This window comes from Pantoea sp. X-Soil-ISGK-355 (assembly GCF_059730805.1).
In genome coordinates this window covers 3,207,093-3,220,969 of the sequence record NZ_AP035971.1, presented here as the reverse complement: position 1 = coordinate 3,220,969, position 13,877 = coordinate 3,207,093, and the positions used below count along the sequence as shown (strand labels likewise).

At 56.3% G+C, this 13,877-nt stretch carries 14 protein-coding genes; 12 read left to right on the top strand and 2 right to left on the bottom strand.

Annotated elements, in window-relative coordinates; genetic code table 11:
* The first annotated feature begins 4 nt into the window (after positions 1 to 4).
* From cysD to rpoS, 12 genes are all read left to right on the top strand, one after another.
* Positions 5 to 913, top strand: a complete 909-nt coding sequence (gene cysD / locus AC6I8J_RS14760; RefSeq protein WP_013358871.1) for a sulfate adenylyltransferase subunit CysD — start codon at positions 5 to 7, stop codon at positions 911 to 913.
* Positions 914 to 924: 11 nt separating this feature from the next.
* Positions 925 to 2,352, top strand: coding sequence for a sulfate adenylyltransferase subunit CysN (cysN, locus tag AC6I8J_RS14755; RefSeq protein ID WP_161732786.1), 1,428 nt, complete (start codon positions 925 to 927; stop codon positions 2,350 to 2,352).
* On the top strand, positions 2,352 to 2,957 hold the full coding sequence (cysC, locus tag AC6I8J_RS14750; RefSeq protein ID WP_161732784.1) for an adenylyl-sulfate kinase: 606 nt from the start codon (positions 2,352 to 2,354) through the stop codon (positions 2,955 to 2,957). Before cysN ends, cysC begins: the two co-directional genes overlap by 1 nt.
* Positions 2,958 to 3,011: 54 nt before the next feature.
* On the top strand, positions 3,012 to 3,332 hold the full coding sequence (locus AC6I8J_RS14745; RefSeq protein WP_150014624.1) for a DUF3561 family protein: 321 nt from the start codon (positions 3,012 to 3,014) through the stop codon (positions 3,330 to 3,332).
* A gap of 169 nt (positions 3,333 to 3,501) precedes the next feature.
* Positions 3,502 to 3,819 (top strand): cell division protein FtsB, encoded by a 318-nt coding sequence (ftsB, locus tag AC6I8J_RS14740; protein ID WP_003849108.1) that lies wholly within the window; start codon positions 3,502 to 3,504, stop codon positions 3,817 to 3,819.
* A 3-nt stretch (positions 3,820 to 3,822) separates the two neighbouring features.
* Positions 3,823 to 4,539 carry a 2-C-methyl-D-erythritol 4-phosphate cytidylyltransferase gene (ispD, locus tag AC6I8J_RS14735; protein WP_222925051.1) on the top strand — a complete coding sequence of 239 codons (717 nt, stop codon included), beginning with the start codon at positions 3,823 to 3,825 and terminating at the stop codon, positions 4,537 to 4,539.
* Positions 4,539 to 5,021, top strand: a complete 483-nt coding sequence (gene ispF / locus AC6I8J_RS14730) for a 2-C-methyl-D-erythritol 2,4-cyclodiphosphate synthase (RefSeq protein WP_008927107.1) — start codon at positions 4,539 to 4,541, stop codon at positions 5,019 to 5,021. The genes ispD and ispF overlap by 1 nt, the downstream gene beginning before the upstream one ends.
* Complete coding sequence (truD, locus tag AC6I8J_RS14725) at positions 5,018 to 6,058, top strand: tRNA pseudouridine(13) synthase TruD (protein ID WP_497825516.1); 1,041 nt, start codon at positions 5,018 to 5,020, stop codon at positions 6,056 to 6,058. The genes ispF and truD overlap by 4 nt, the downstream gene beginning before the upstream one ends.
* Positions 6,059 to 6,249: 191 nt before the next feature.
* Positions 6,250 to 7,011 (top strand): 5'/3'-nucleotidase SurE, encoded by a 762-nt coding sequence (gene surE / locus AC6I8J_RS14720; protein WP_150014618.1) that lies wholly within the window; start codon positions 6,250 to 6,252, stop codon positions 7,009 to 7,011.
* Positions 7,005 to 7,631 carry a protein-L-isoaspartate(D-aspartate) O-methyltransferase gene (locus tag AC6I8J_RS14715; RefSeq protein ID WP_260059938.1) on the top strand — a complete coding sequence of 209 codons (627 nt, stop codon included), beginning with the start codon at positions 7,005 to 7,007 and terminating at the stop codon, positions 7,629 to 7,631. The genes surE and AC6I8J_RS14715 overlap by 7 nt, the downstream gene beginning before the upstream one ends.
* A 162-nt stretch (positions 7,632 to 7,793) precedes the next feature.
* Positions 7,794 to 8,894: a murein hydrolase activator NlpD gene (nlpD, locus tag AC6I8J_RS14710; protein WP_497825515.1), complete on the top strand. Its 1,101-nt coding sequence runs from the start codon at positions 7,794 to 7,796 to the stop codon at positions 8,892 to 8,894.
* A 57-nt stretch (positions 8,895 to 8,951) separates the two neighbouring features.
* Positions 8,952 to 9,944 carry an RNA polymerase sigma factor RpoS gene (rpoS, locus tag AC6I8J_RS14705; RefSeq protein ID WP_161732776.1) on the top strand — a complete coding sequence of 331 codons (993 nt, stop codon included), beginning with the start codon at positions 8,952 to 8,954 and terminating at the stop codon, positions 9,942 to 9,944.
* 133 nt (positions 9,945 to 10,077) lie between these two features.
* Here rpoS and mutS read toward each other — a convergent pair whose 3' ends face one another.
* On the bottom strand, positions 10,078 to 12,639 hold the full coding sequence (gene mutS / locus AC6I8J_RS14700; RefSeq protein WP_497825514.1) for a DNA mismatch repair protein MutS: 2,562 nt from the start codon (positions 12,637 to 12,639) through the stop codon (positions 10,078 to 10,080).
* Between the two features lie 308 nt (positions 12,640 to 12,947).
* Positions 12,948 to 13,595 (bottom strand): two-component system response regulator NarL, encoded by a 648-nt coding sequence (gene narL, locus AC6I8J_RS14695; RefSeq protein WP_161732772.1) that lies wholly within the window; start codon positions 13,593 to 13,595, stop codon positions 12,948 to 12,950.
* Positions 13,596 to 13,877 lie beyond the last annotated feature (282 nt).

The following is a 13,877-nucleotide window of genomic DNA, read 5'->3' as shown; positions in this document are numbered from 1 at the left end:
AATCATGGACCAAAAACGACTCACTCATCTGCGTCAGCTGGAGGCGGAGAGTATCCACATCATTCGCGAAGTGGCAGCGGAGTTCAGCAACCCGGTGATGATGTACTCCATCGGCAAAGACTCCTCGGTGATGCTGCATCTGGCGCGTAAAGCCTTTTATCCGGGCACGCTGCCGTTCCCGCTGCTGCATGTGGATACCGGCTGGAAATTCCGTGAAATGTACGCGTTTCGCGACCGCACCGTGAAAGCGATGGGCGCAGAGTTGCTGGTTCACCGCAATCCGGAAGGCGTGGCGATGGGGATTAACCCTTTTGTCCACGGCAGTGCCAAACACACTGACATTATGAAGACCGAAGGGCTGAAGCAGGCGCTGAACAAATATGGTTTTGATGCGGCCTTTGGTGGCGCTCGTCGCGATGAAGAAAAGTCACGCGCCAAAGAGCGTATCTACTCCTTCCGTGACCGCTTCCATCGCTGGGATCCGAAAAACCAGCGTCCTGAGCTGTGGCACAACTACAACGGCCAGATCAACAAAGGCGAGAGCATCCGTGTCTTCCCGCTGTCGAACTGGACCGAACTGGATATCTGGCAGTACATCTTCCTGGAAAACATCGAGATCGTGCCGCTCTATCTCGCCGCGCCGCGTCCGGTGCTGGAGCGTGATGGCATGCTGATGATGATCGATGACGATCGCATCAACCTGCAGCCGGGTGAAGAGATCACCCAGCGGATGGTCCGTTTCCGTACGCTCGGCTGCTGGCCGCTGACTGGGGCGGTAGAGTCCGAAGCGCAGACGCTGCCGGAGATCATCGAAGAGATGCTGGTCTCCACCACCAGCGAGCGTCAGGGCCGCATGATCGATCGCGATCAGTCCGGTTCGATGGAACTGAAAAAACGCCAGGGTTATTTCTAAGGAGACGCCAGATGAATACCGTAATTGCACAACAGATTGCCGACCAGGGCGGCGTTGAAGCCTGGCTGACCGCTCAACAGCATAAGAGCCTGCTGCGTTTTCTGACCTGCGGCAGCGTGGACGACGGAAAAAGTACCCTGATTGGGCGTCTGCTGCATGACACCCGTCAGATCTATGAAGATCAGCTTTCATCACTGCACAACGACAGCAAACGACACGGCACCCAGGGCGAGAAGCTCGACCTGGCGCTGCTGGTGGATGGCCTGCAGGCGGAGCGTGAGCAGGGCATTACTATTGATGTGGCCTACCGCTACTTTTCGACCGAAAAGCGTAAATTTATTATCGCGGACACGCCGGGACATGAGCAGTACACCCGCAACATGGCGACCGGCGCGTCAACCTGCGATCTGGCGATCCTGCTGATCGATGCACGTAAAGGCGTACTGGATCAGACCCGCCGTCACAGCTTTATCTCAACGCTGTTGGGCATCAAACACCTGGTGGTGGCGATCAACAAGATGGACCTGGTGGAGTACGATCAGGCACGCTTCGAGCAGATCAAACAGGATTACCTGGATTTTGCTGCCCAGCTGCCGGAAGACCTTGATATCCGCTTTGTGCCAATGTCAGCGCTGGAAGGGGACAACGTTGCCTCTGCCAGTCAGACCATGCCGTGGTACAGCGGACCGACCCTGCTGGATGTACTGGAAACCGTGGAGCTGAAGCGCGTTGTCGATCATCAGCCGATGCGTTTCCCGGTGCAGTATGTGAACCGTCCCAACCTGGATTTCCGTGGCTATGCCGGTACTCTGGCGTCGGGCAGCGTGCAGGTGGGCCAGCGGGTAAAAGTGCTGCCGTCTGGCGTGGAGTCGACTATTGCCCGTATTGTGACTTTTGATGGCGATTTGCAGGAAGCGGGTGCAGGCGAAGCGATTACGCTGGTACTGCAGGATGAGATTGATATCAGCCGTGGCGATCTGCTGGTGGATGCCAGCGAAGCACTGGCTGCGGTGCAGTCTGCCAGCGTTGATGTGGTCTGGATGGCGGAACAGCCGCTGCAGGCCGGTCAGAGCTATGACCTGAAAATCGCCGGTAAGAAAACCCGTGGTCGCGTTGAGAAGGTGCTGCATCAGGTCGAGATCAATTCGCTGGAGACGCGTCAGGTCGATTCGCTGCCGCTGAACGGTATTGGTCGCATTGAGATCACCTTTGACGAACCGATGGTGCTCGATAGCTATCAGCAGAACCCGGTAACCGGCGGCATGATCTTTATCGATCGCCTGAGTAACGTCACCGTGGGTGCCGGCATGATCCATCAGCCAAACCATGATGCGCCGGTTAACAGCGGTGAGTTCAGCGCGTTTGAGCTGGAACTGAATGCGCTGGTGCGTCGTCACTTCCCACACTGGAACGCGCGCGACCTGCTGGGCGGTCAATAATGGCGCAGCACGATGATAACGTGGTGTGGCATGACCATCCGGTAACACGTGCTTCTCGCGAGCAGCAGCACGGCCATCAGGGCGTGGTGCTGTGGTTCACCGGGCTTTCGGGCTCGGGGAAATCCACCGTCGCAGGTGCGCTGGAGCAGGCGCTGCACCGCATCGGTGTCAGCACCTATCTGCTGGATGGTGACAATGTGCGTCACGGCCTCTGTCGTGACCTCGGCTTCAGCGATGATGACCGCAAGGAGAACATCCGTCGGGTCGGTGAAGTGGCGAAGCTGATGGTGGATGCCGGACTCGTGGTGCTCACCGCCTTTATTTCGCCGCATCGCGCCGAGCGTCAGATGGTGCGCGACCTGCTGGAGCCAGGGCAGTTTATCGAGGTGTTTGTCGATACACCGTTAGCGGTGTGTGAAGCGCGCGATCCGAAAGGTTTATATCGCAAAGCGCGCGCCGGTGAGCTGCGTAATTTCACCGGCATCGACAGCGTCTATGAGGCGCCAGACAGCCCGGAAATCAAGCTGGATGGCGAACAATTGGTTACAAAACTGGCTGCCCAATTGTTAGACCTGCTGCGTGACCGCGATATCATCAGATCCTGAAGAGACAGCGGCAGATCGGGTCTGATCTGCCGCCCTCGCGCCAACAGGATGCCTATGCAGAACATTACCCCAATGCTCGCCCGTAAAGATGACTCAGCCCCGGATGAGCCACGCTCACTGCTGCCGGGCGGCGTTATCGGCTTTCTTGCTTACTGGTGTGCGCTGGCGATTCCATTCCTGCTGTTCGGCTCTAACACGCTGTTTTTCTTTCTCTATACCTGGCCATTCTTTCTGGCGCTGTTGCCGGTCGCCGTGGTGACGGGTATTGCACTGAATACGCTGCTGAGCGGGCAGTGGCTCTGGGCCGCGCTTGCCACAGTGATTATGGTGGTCACGCTCTTCTGGTTAATGTTCTCATTTCTTTCTGGCTGGTAAGCCATCACTGCGCCTGTGCTGATGTGCAAACGCATCGGCAGGTTACAAATCTTTTCCCGCCAGAATCGGTACTGATTACCCGGACGCGCAGCAAAGCATGCCATTTTCGCCGCTGGTGTGGAGTCCTGTGCAAAGTTATGGGATGATTGGGCCGTTTTTAGGGGGCGGGATGGGAAAACTGACGTTACTGTTATTGGTGCTGCTAGGCTGGCTGCAATATTCATTGTGGCTGGGGAAAAATGGCATCCATGACTATACGCGCGTCAATGATGATGTCGCGGTGCAACAGGCAAACAATGCCAAACTGAAATCGCGAAACGATCAGCTGTTTGCCGAAATTGATGACCTCAATGGCGGCTCGGAAGCGATCGAGGAGCGTGCGCGCAATGAACTGGGCATGATTAAGCCCGGTGAGACCTTCTATCGTCTGGTGCCTGACCAGAATAAACGCAACGCGCAACAATCAGCGCAAAACCTACAACGATAAAACATGAACACTCTGGCCTCCCTTGCGGATGTGATTGCCGTGGTGCCCGCTGCCGGGATCGGCAGCCGCATGCAGGCAACCTGTCCAAAGCAGTATCTGACGATTGGTCAGCACACCCTTCTGGAACACAGCATTGCACGTCTGTTTTCCCATCCCGCTATCAGACAGGTGATTGTTGCCCTTAGCCCCGATGACGAGCACTTTGCTTCCCTGCCGCTGGCACGCGATCCGCGCGTGGTCAGGGTCACAGGCGGAGAGACTCGTGCCGAATCGGTGCTGGCAGGACTCCAGGCCGCACAGGGTTCCGCCTGGGTGCTGGTCCATGACGCTGCGCGTCCCTGTCTGCATCCCGACGATCTCCAGCAACTGCTCAACGTGCGCGAACAGAGCCACGTAGGCGGAATTCTGGCCGCGCCCGTGCGCGACACGATGAAGCGGGGCGAGCCGGGCAAAGCGGCAGTGGCCCATACCGTAGAACGTGACGATCTCTGGCACGCCTTAACACCGCAATTTTTCCCTCATGCACTGCTCACCGCCTGCCTGACGCGGGCGCTGGCAGAAGGCGCGACCATCACCGATGAAGCGTCGGCGCTAGAGTATTGCGGCTACCATCCGCTGCTAGTCAGCGGACGCAGTGATAACATCAAAGTCACCCGGCCAGAAGATCTGGCGCTGGCGGCTTTTTATCTGAGTCAGATTCAATTAGAGGAGAGCGCATGATGCGTATCGGTCACGGTTTTGACGTTCACGCCTTTGGCGGAGAAGGTCCGTTAGTGATTGGCGGTGTGCGGATCCCGTTTGAACACGGTTTTATCGCCCATTCGGATGGCGATGTAGCGCTGCATGCGCTGACTGACGCGCTGCTTGGCGCAGTAGCGATGGGCGACATCGGCAAGCTGTTTCCCGACACCGATCCGGCCTTTAAAGGGGCGGACAGCCGCGGCCTGTTGCGAGAGGCCTGGCGTCGTATCGAAGCCAAAGGCTATCGTATCGGTAATGTCGACGTTACGATTATTGCTCAGGCTCCGAAAATGCTGCCGCACGTGCCACAGATGCGCATCAACATTGCAGAAGATTTAGGCTGCCATATGGATGCGGTCAACGTTAAAGCGACCACCACCGAGAAGCTCGGCTTTACCGGGCGCGGCGAAGGCATCGCCTGTGAAGCGGTCGCGTTAGTTCTGAAAGCTGACAGCCAATGACGCTGAATTACCTGCACGGCACGCCCGTCGCTTCCGGTGTGATCAAAGCCAACCCGGAAGATTTCGTGGTGGTGGAAGACCTCGGGTATGGCGCGGATGGGGAAGGTGAGCATCTGCTGGTGCGTATCCGTAAGGTCGGGGCCAATACCCGCTTTGTGGCGGAGGCGCTGGCTAAGTATCTTGGTATTCATCAGCGCGACATGAGCTATGCCGGGATGAAAGACCGCCATGCGGTCACGGAGCAGACCCTCTGTTTTCGTCTGCCAGGCAATGCGATGCCCGATCTGCGAGGTTTTTCGCTTGAGGGCGTCGACATTCTGCAGGTGGTGCGCCACAAGCGTAAGCTGCGCATCGGCGCACTGGCAGGGAATACGTTCCGGCTGGTCATTCGCCAGATCAGCGATCGTGATGCGGTTGAAACGCGTCTGGCGCAGATTCGCGATGCGGGCGCGCCCAACTATTTTGGTGAACAGCGTTTTGGTCGCGGCGGCAATAACCTGGTGATGGCGGAAAAGTGGGCGCGCAATGAGATCATTATTCGCGACCGCAACAAGCGCAGCCTGATGCTTTCTGCCGCACGCAGTGCGCTGTTTAATCAGGTGACCAGTGCGCGTCTGCAACAGCAGGGCAGCCTGACGCAGGTGCTCAACGGCGATGCTTTGCAGCTGACTGGCCGTGGCAGCTGGTTTGTTGCCCAGCCTGATGAACTTGCAGAGTCACAGCGCCGGGTTGAACAGCATGAGCTGCGCATTACCGCGCCGCTGCCCGGACGCGGTGAGCCTGGCCCGCAGGCTGACGCGCTGGCCTTTGAACAGCAGGCGCTGGCGGATGAGTCGCTGCTGCTGGAATTAATGGAACGTGAGAAGGTCGATGCCGCCCGCCGCGCCATGCTGGTGGTGCCGCGCGATATGCAATGGAGCTGGTGGGATGACGTCACGCTGGAACTGGCGTTCTGGCTGCCTGCGGGTAGCTTTGCCACCAGCGTGGTCCGGGAGCTGTTGACTCAAACGGATTCGCCCGATCAGCCTGATGAGTAATCTTCGCTGCAACATGACCCGACTTGTGGGTAATGTTGCGGCAAACCCCCACCGTCGTGTGATTTACGCCTACCACTTCCTTGCGTGCCTCGCTAGAATGCAAAAATCGCTGTCCATTCATCACCTGTTGCCATGCCGTTGAAACAGGTTCAGTCACGGCGACCAGTCGAATAAAAAAAGGTCAGAACGAAATGCGGATATTGCTCAGCAACGATGACGGCATTCATGCGCCAGGCATTCAGACTCTGGCAAACGCTCTGCGGCAGATTGCTGACGTGCAGGTTGTTGCTCCCGATCGTAACCGAAGCGGTGCCTCCAACTCCTTAACGCTGGAAACACCTCTGCGTACTTTCACCCATGAAAACGGCGATATCGCGGTTCAGATGGGCACCCCGACCGATTGCGTCTATCTGGGGGTGAATGCGCTGATGCAGCCGCGTCCTGACATTGTGGTGTCAGGCATCAATGCCGGCCCTAATCTGGGCGATGATGTCATCTACTCCGGCACGGTGGCGGCGGCGATGGAAGGGCGACATCTTGGTTTACCGGCGATAGCGGTTTCGCTTAACGGCCATCAGCACTACGCCACTGCGGCAGCGGTGACCTGCGCAATCCTCAGGGCGCTGACGCATGAACCGCTGCGCACCGGCCGCATTCTCAACATCAATGTCCCCGATCTGCCGCTGGCCGAACTTAAAGGCATCCGCGTGACGCGCTGTGGCAGTCGCCATCCAGCGGATCAGGTGATTGCGCAGCAGGATCCGCGTGGCAATACCCTCTACTGGATTGGCCCGCCGGGCGAAAAACTGGATGCGGGCCCGGATACGGACTTTGCCGCCGTGGATCAGGGCTACGTTTCTGTGACCGCACTACATGTCGATTTAACGGCGCACAGCGCGCAGAATGTGCTCAGTGACTGGCTGGCTAAAGCTGAGGTGAACCTGGCATGGTGAATCGGCGTATTGAGACATTGCTGTCACAACTGCGTCAGCAGGGTATTGATGATGAGAACCTGCTGAAAGCCATCAGCGAGGTGCCACGCGAACGGTTTATCGACGAGGCGTTCGAGCATAAAGCCTGGGACAATGTAGCCTTGCCTATCGGCTCCGGTCAGACGATCTCACAGCCCTATATGGTCGCGCGGATGACCGCGTTACTCGGCCTGAATCCGCATTCGCGTGTACTGGAGATTGGTACGGGGTCCGGGTATCAGACAGCGATTCTTGCCCATCTGGTAGACCATGTTTATTCAGTGGAACGCATCAAAGGGCTGCAGTGGCAGGCCAAGCGTCGTCTGAAACAGCTGGATCTGCATAATGTCTCAACCCGCCATGGCGATGGCTGGCAGGGCTGGCCTTCTCGCGGGCCGTTCGATGCCATTATCGTTACAGCCGCTCCACCGGAAATTCCGAATGCGCTGATAGCACAACTGGCAGAAGGCGGCATTATGGTGCTGCCGGTTGGCGAAGATCAGCAGGTACTGAAGCGCCTGCGTCGCCAGGGCGCAGAAGTTACGGAAGAGATCATTGAACCGGTGCGTTTTGTTCCGCTGGTGCAGGGCGATCTCGCCTGACGCTCTTCGTATTTCTTCACAACTGTTTCATGGCACCACCTGGTTGATATTGTTACTATCCAGTTTATTCAACGAAAACACAGATTTTATCGCGCCGCGCAGAGCATTCTGCTGGCCGGTACAGTGAAACAGATAGATCAGCGTTGCCATCACGGGGGATTAATGAGCACGGGAAGCACACTTTTTCAGTTACGCCGTCTGGCGGCACTTTCACTGGTAGGATTCTGGCTTGCAGGCTGCAGCTCCGGCGACAACTCACAGGCACCCATCAGTCGCGTTGGCGATGATGGTGGCATGATGAACAGCCAGGCTGTCGCAGGCCCGGTTTCGGGTGGCGTTCCTGCCGCGCCGTCTCAGGGACAAATGTTAAGCAGAAATTCAGCATCTGTTCCCAGCAATGGTGGAATGATTAGTACCAACAGTAATGTTGAGACGCAGAACGGCCGGATAGTGTACAACCGCAGTTACCAGAATATTCCTAAGGGTAGCTACTCCGGTGAAACGTATACCGTTAAGCGCGGAGACACCTTGTTTTACATTGCCTGGATTACCGGCAATGATTTCCGTGATTTAGCCCAGCGCAATAACGTTGCCGCGCCATATAGCCTGAATGTAGGCCAGACTTTACAGATTGGTAACGGATCGGGCCAGCCGATTACCGGTGGAAATCCCATTACCGTTGCTGATGCAACGCAGGGCGGCGTGCCGGCCGCGCCACAAATTAAATCGCCTGCTGTTGCACAGCAACCTGTTATTACGTATTCTGATGATTCAGGTAATTCGGGTGGCAGCAAATTGTTGCCTTCGAAAGGAGCAAATGTTGCAACGACAACAGCTCCGGTGATTACCGCACCCCCAACGGTTAGCAGTACTACCAACAGTTCAACGCCGGTCGGAAGCTGGCGCTGGCCGACTGACGGGAAGATTATCGATAACTTCTCTGCCGCCGAAGGTGGCAATAAAGGTATCGATATCGCCGGGACGCGCGGACAATCTGTGGTTGCCACTGCTTCAGGACGAGTGGTTTACGCAGGTAACGCACTCCGGGGTTACGGTAATTTGATCATCATTAAACACAACGATGATTACCTGAGCGCCTACGCCCACAACGATACAATGCTGGTTCGGGAACAACAGGAAGTTAAGGCGGGGCAAAAGATCGCTACCATGGGTAGCACCGGAACCAGTTCAGTCAGATTACACTTTGAAATTCGTTACAAGGGGAAATCCGTAAACCCGTTGCGTTATTTACCGCAGCGATAATCCGGCAGAACAAAACTGTTTTATGTTCTGCCCTGGAATCACGGGTAGGAGCCGCTTATGAGCCAGAATACGCTGAAAGTAAACGAGTTACATGAGAACGCGGAATTCGATGAGAATGGAGCTGAAATTTTTGACGAGAAGGCACTCGTTGAAAACGAAGCCAGTGATAGCGACGTAGCGGAAGAAGAGTTGCTATCACAGGGTGCGACGCAGCGTGTATTAGATGCGACGCAGCTCTATCTTGGGGAGATTGGCTATTCTCCGTTGTTAACGGCAGAGGAAGAAGTTTTCTTCGCTCGCCGTGCATTGAGAGGTGACATCCCTTCCCGTCGCCGCATGATCGAAAGTAACTTACGCCTGGTAGTGAAAATCGCCCGTCGTTACAGCAATCGTGGTTTAGCCCTGCTGGACCTGATTGAAGAAGGTAACCTCGGCCTGATTCGTGCCGTTGAGAAATTTGACCCCGAGCGCGGGTTCCGTTTCTCAACCTATGCTACCTGGTGGATTCGTCAGACCATTGAACGGGCGATCATGAATCAAACCCGTACCATTCGTCTGCCGATTCACATTGTAAAAGAACTGAATGTTTATCTGCGAACTGCGCGTGAACTTTCCCACAAGCTCGACCATGAGCCGAGTGCGGAAGAGATCGCCGATCAGCTTGATAAACCTGTTGAGGACGTAAGCCGTATGTTACGTCTCAACGAACGCATTACCTCAGTTGATACGCCATTGGGCGGTGATTCTGAAAAAGCGCTGCTGGATATTCTGGCCGATGAGAAAGACAACGGCCCTGAAGACACCACGCAGGACGATGATATGAAACAAAGCATCGTCAAATGGCTGTTCGAACTGAACGCCAAGCAGCGTGAAGTGCTGGCACGTCGTTTCGGCCTGTTAGGCTATGAAGCGGCAACGCTTGAGGATGTGGGTCGTGAAATCGGCTTAACCCGTGAGCGTGTACGTCAGATTCAGGTTGAAGGTTTGCGCCGTCTGCGAGAAATCCTGCAGGCGCAGGGCCTTAGCATCGAAGCACTGTTTCGTGAATAATCGTCTGTAAGATGGTCTGAGTTCGAATGCAAAAAGCGGTGGTGAAAACCACCGTTTTTTTTATGCCTGCAGAAAAGTGATTTACAGAAGTGTGCCAGCGCCGCACCGTGCGTTCACACGATGCGGCGTGCTATCACACCAGTGATTTAAGCCGGTAAATCCAGTCGAGCGCCTGACGCGGTGTCAGCGTATCCGGATCCAGCGCCTCAAGCGCCTCCACCGCTGGCGAGGTCTCTTCAACCAGCAGCGGCAGCTGAGAACCATCTACCGTTGATGATGCCGAGTGATTTGAAACGGTTTCCAGCTCTTTCAGCTTGTTGCGCGCTCGCTTGATCACCTCTTTTGGCACGCCGGCCAGCGCGGCTACGGCCAGACCATAACTCTTGCTCGCTGCACCTTCCTGAACGCTGTGCATAAAGGCAATAGTGTCGCCATGCTCAACCGCATCCAGATGGACGTTGACCACGCCTTCCATTTTTTCCGGCAATGTTGTCAGCTCAAAGTAGTGGGTGGCAAACAGCGTCATCGCCTTGATGCGGTTCGCCAGGTTTTCGGCGCATGCCCAGGCCAGCGATAAACCGTCGTAGGTCGAGGTGCCGCGTCCAATCTCATCCATTAGCACCAGACTGTTTTCAGTGGCGTTATGCAGGATGTTTGCGGTTTCGGTCATCTCAACCATAAAGGTCGAGCGCCCGGAGGCGAGATCGTCAGCGGCACCGATGCGGGTAAAGATGCGATCCAGTGGTCCAATCAGCGTCTCATCGGCAGGAACGAAACTGCCAATCCATGCCATCAGCGCAATCAGTGCCGCCTGTCGCATATAGGTACTTTTACCACCCATGTTAGGACCGGTAATAATCAGCATTCTGCGCTGGGGTGCCAGTGACAGCGGGTTAGCAATAAACGGCTCTTTCAGGACCTGTTCAACCACCGGATGGCGACCGCCACTGATTTTAATGCCGGCTTTATCCTGCAGCACAGGACGGCAATAGTTCAGGGTCCAGGCACGTTCTGCCAGGTTGCTCAACACGTCCAGTTCGGCCAGCGCGGCGGCACTCAGCTGTAGCGCTTCAAGGTGCGGCAGCAGCTGATCGAACAGCGCCTCATACAGGCTCTTCTCCAGCGACAGCGCTTTACCCTTCGAGGTGAGAACTTTATCTTCGTACTCTTTCAGTTCCGGGATGATGTAGCGCTCAGCGTTTTTCAGCGTCTGACGACGGACATAGTGCATCGGAACCTGATGACTCTGTCCCCGACTCACCTGGATGTAATAACCATGCACACCGTTAAAGCCGACCTTCAGCGTATCCAGTCCCAACTTCTCGCGTTCACGGATCTCCAGCCGGTCAAGGTAGTCGGTAGCGCCATCGGCCAGCGCGCGCCACTCATCCAGCTCCGCGTTGTAGCCTGGCGCAATCACCCCGCCGTCGCGAATCAGCACCGGCGGTGACTCAATCACCGCCTGTTCCAGCAGCTCACGTAACGCGCTGAATTCGCCCATCTGCGTGCGCAGCTTCTGTAGCTGTGGCGCTTTAACGTCGGCCAGCAGTTGGTTGAGTTCCGGCAGTTGTTGAAACGCATGACGCATGCGGGCCAGGTCGCGCGGACGCGCGGTGCGCAGTGCGAGACGCGCCAGGATACGCTCCAGATCGCCGACCTGACGCAGCACCGGCTGCAGTACGTCGCTGAGATTCTGCAGTTCAGCAATCGACTCCTGACGCTGGTTAATGATGCGCACATCACGCAGCGGCATATGCAACCAGCGCTTCAGCATCCGGCTGCCCATCGGGGTGACGGTTTTATCCAGCACAGCCGCTAAGGTGTTGTCAGTACCGCCAGCCAGGTTCTGGGTAATCTCCAGATTGCGGCGGGTGGCGGCATCCATGATGATGCTGTCCTGCTGCCGCTCCATGCTCAGCGAGCGGATGTGGGGCAGCGTGGTGCGCTGGGTATCTTTGACATATTGCAACAGGCAGCCCGCCGCACTCAGTCCGAGGTGCGCGTTCTCTACGCCGAAGCAATTGAGGTCGCGGGTGCCGAACTGCAGATTCAGCTGCTGGCGCGCGGTGTCAATTTCAAACTCCCACAGCGGACGACGGCGCAGGCCACGACGCTGATCGATCAGCGACATCGCCTGAAAATCTTCAGGGTAGAGCAGCTCAGCAGGATTGGTGCGCTGTAGCTCTGCCGCCATGGTTTCGGCATCAGCCGGTTCGCTTAATCGAAAACGGCCTGAGCTGATATCCAGCGTGGCGTAGCCAAAACCGCGCGGACTTTGCACAATCGCCGCCAGCAGATTGTCATGCCGCTCCTGCAATAGCGCCTCATCACTGATGGTGCCGGGTGTTACAATGCGCACCACTTTGCGCTCGACCGGTCCTTTGCTCAGCGCCGGATCGCCTATCTGCTCGCAGATGGCAACCGATTCGCCCAGCTGAACCAGCTTAGCCAGATAGCCTTCAACCGCATGATAGGGCACACCTGCCATCGGGATCGGTTCGCCCGCGGACGCGCCGCGTTTGGTGAGTGAAATCTCCAGCAGCTGTGAGGCGCGTTTTGCGTCGTCATAAAACAGCTCGTAGAAGTCACCCATACGGTAAAACAGCAGAATATCAGGATGCTCAGCCTTGAGGCGCAGGTACTGCTGCATCATGGGCGTATGGGAAGGAAAGTCCTTTTCGGTTGGCTCTTGCATAAGGTTTTAACTCATCTTTAATGCGGTAAATTTCTGGCGGTCAACGCCCATGAAACCGAAAGGGATTCGCGTCGGCGCGCAGGATAACCAGATGATAACGAATAGGGCAGGGCATATGCCAGCCTGATAATCGCCCTGATCCTGACCGGGTGTAACCTGACAGGCATCCTGGCAAATGTGGCGACGGCTGGCGACAGAAAAGTGGCGTTTTTCATGATGCTGGCGCGGTGCTGCGAGGCGGCTCGCGATTTCTGCGTCAGTTTATGGCGGAAGGGGCGGCGCTACAGCGCACAGCAGAAGGAAAATACTTAGTGCAGCCCGTTCTGCAGCGCCCAGACGGCGGCTTCAAGGCGGGATTTGAGGTTCATTTTTTTCAGCAGATATTTGACGTGAACCTTGACCGTGCTTTCACTGATAGCCAGTTTGCGGGCAATCGCTTTGTTGGTCATTCCATCGCTGATCAGTTGCAGGATGTCGCGTTCACGTCGGGTCAGCTGGCTGATATCGCGCGTCTGCGCAGGCTGTGAATTGCGCAACCGCGCAACCAGAATTGGGGTTAACGCTTCGCTCAGTACGATCTGCCCGGCGGCCGCCTGATGCAGCGCTTTCAGCAAGGCTTCGGGTTCCATATCTTTCAGCAGATAACCATCCGCACCGCGCTTCAGCGCGCTGACCACATCCTCTTCATTATCGGAAACGCTGAACACCACCACCCGGCCAGAAAGGGCGATTTCGCGCAGTTGGGTGAGGGTATCCAGCCCGCTCAGACCCGGCATATTAAGATCCAGCAGGATCAGGTCGGGATCGTGCTGTTGTGCCAGCGCCAGACCATCAATGCCGTTACCCGCTTCGGCCACTACCTGCAGTCGTTCATCCAGCGCAATCAGCTGCTTCAGACCGTTGCGCAGCATAGGATGATCATCGATTAATAAGAGCGTAAATTTCTCTGCCGTCACAATCTTTCCTGTCCTATACGCCAGCCCTGTACGGGCGAAGGTGCCTATCTTACCGGTGAAGCGGGGTCGCTATATACCCCCAAAGGACTACTCCTTTATTTCCATTCAGATGCCCTTTTGCTGAAGATGTTCGCAGCTGCAATTAAACCGCATGATTTATAAGGGTTATCTGCATTCAGTTAACTACTTAACCGGGATGAGCTGAGATTGCCACGCCTTTGTAACCTGCATTGCCGTTGATTTGTATCAAGCAAGCCACCAGGCCGGATGCGCAGGATATGC

What these genes read in the sequence shown, in the direction of transcription:
- cysD (WP_013358871.1), top strand. Translation starts at nt 5, where the DNA reads ATGGACCAAAAACGACTCACTCATCTGCGTCAGCTGGAGGCGGAGAGT.
- cysN (WP_161732786.1), top strand. Translation starts at nt 925, where the DNA reads ATGAATACCGTAATTGCACAACAGATTGCCGACCAGGGCGGCGTTGAA.
- cysC (WP_161732784.1), top strand. Translation starts at nt 2,352, where the DNA reads ATGGCGCAGCACGATGATAACGTGGTGTGGCATGACCATCCGGTAACA.
- AC6I8J_RS14745 (WP_150014624.1), top strand. Translation starts at nt 3,012, where the DNA reads ATGCAGAACATTACCCCAATGCTCGCCCGTAAAGATGACTCAGCCCCG.
- ftsB (WP_003849108.1), top strand. Translation starts at nt 3,502, where the DNA reads ATGGGAAAACTGACGTTACTGTTATTGGTGCTGCTAGGCTGGCTGCAA.
- ispD (WP_222925051.1), top strand. Translation starts at nt 3,823, where the DNA reads ATGAACACTCTGGCCTCCCTTGCGGATGTGATTGCCGTGGTGCCCGCT.
- ispF (WP_008927107.1), top strand. Translation starts at nt 4,539, where the DNA reads ATGCGTATCGGTCACGGTTTTGACGTTCACGCCTTTGGCGGAGAAGGT.
- truD (WP_497825516.1), top strand. Translation starts at nt 5,018, where the DNA reads ATGACGCTGAATTACCTGCACGGCACGCCCGTCGCTTCCGGTGTGATC.
- surE (WP_150014618.1), top strand. Translation starts at nt 6,250, where the DNA reads ATGCGGATATTGCTCAGCAACGATGACGGCATTCATGCGCCAGGCATT.
- AC6I8J_RS14715 (WP_260059938.1), top strand. Translation starts at nt 7,005, where the DNA reads ATGGTGAATCGGCGTATTGAGACATTGCTGTCACAACTGCGTCAGCAG.
- nlpD (WP_497825515.1), top strand. Translation starts at nt 7,794, where the DNA reads ATGAGCACGGGAAGCACACTTTTTCAGTTACGCCGTCTGGCGGCACTT.
- rpoS (WP_161732776.1), top strand. Translation starts at nt 8,952, where the DNA reads ATGAGCCAGAATACGCTGAAAGTAAACGAGTTACATGAGAACGCGGAA.
- mutS (WP_497825514.1), bottom strand. Translation starts at nt 12,639, where the DNA reads ATGCAAGAGCCAACCGAAAAGGACTTTCCTTCCCATACGCCCATGATG.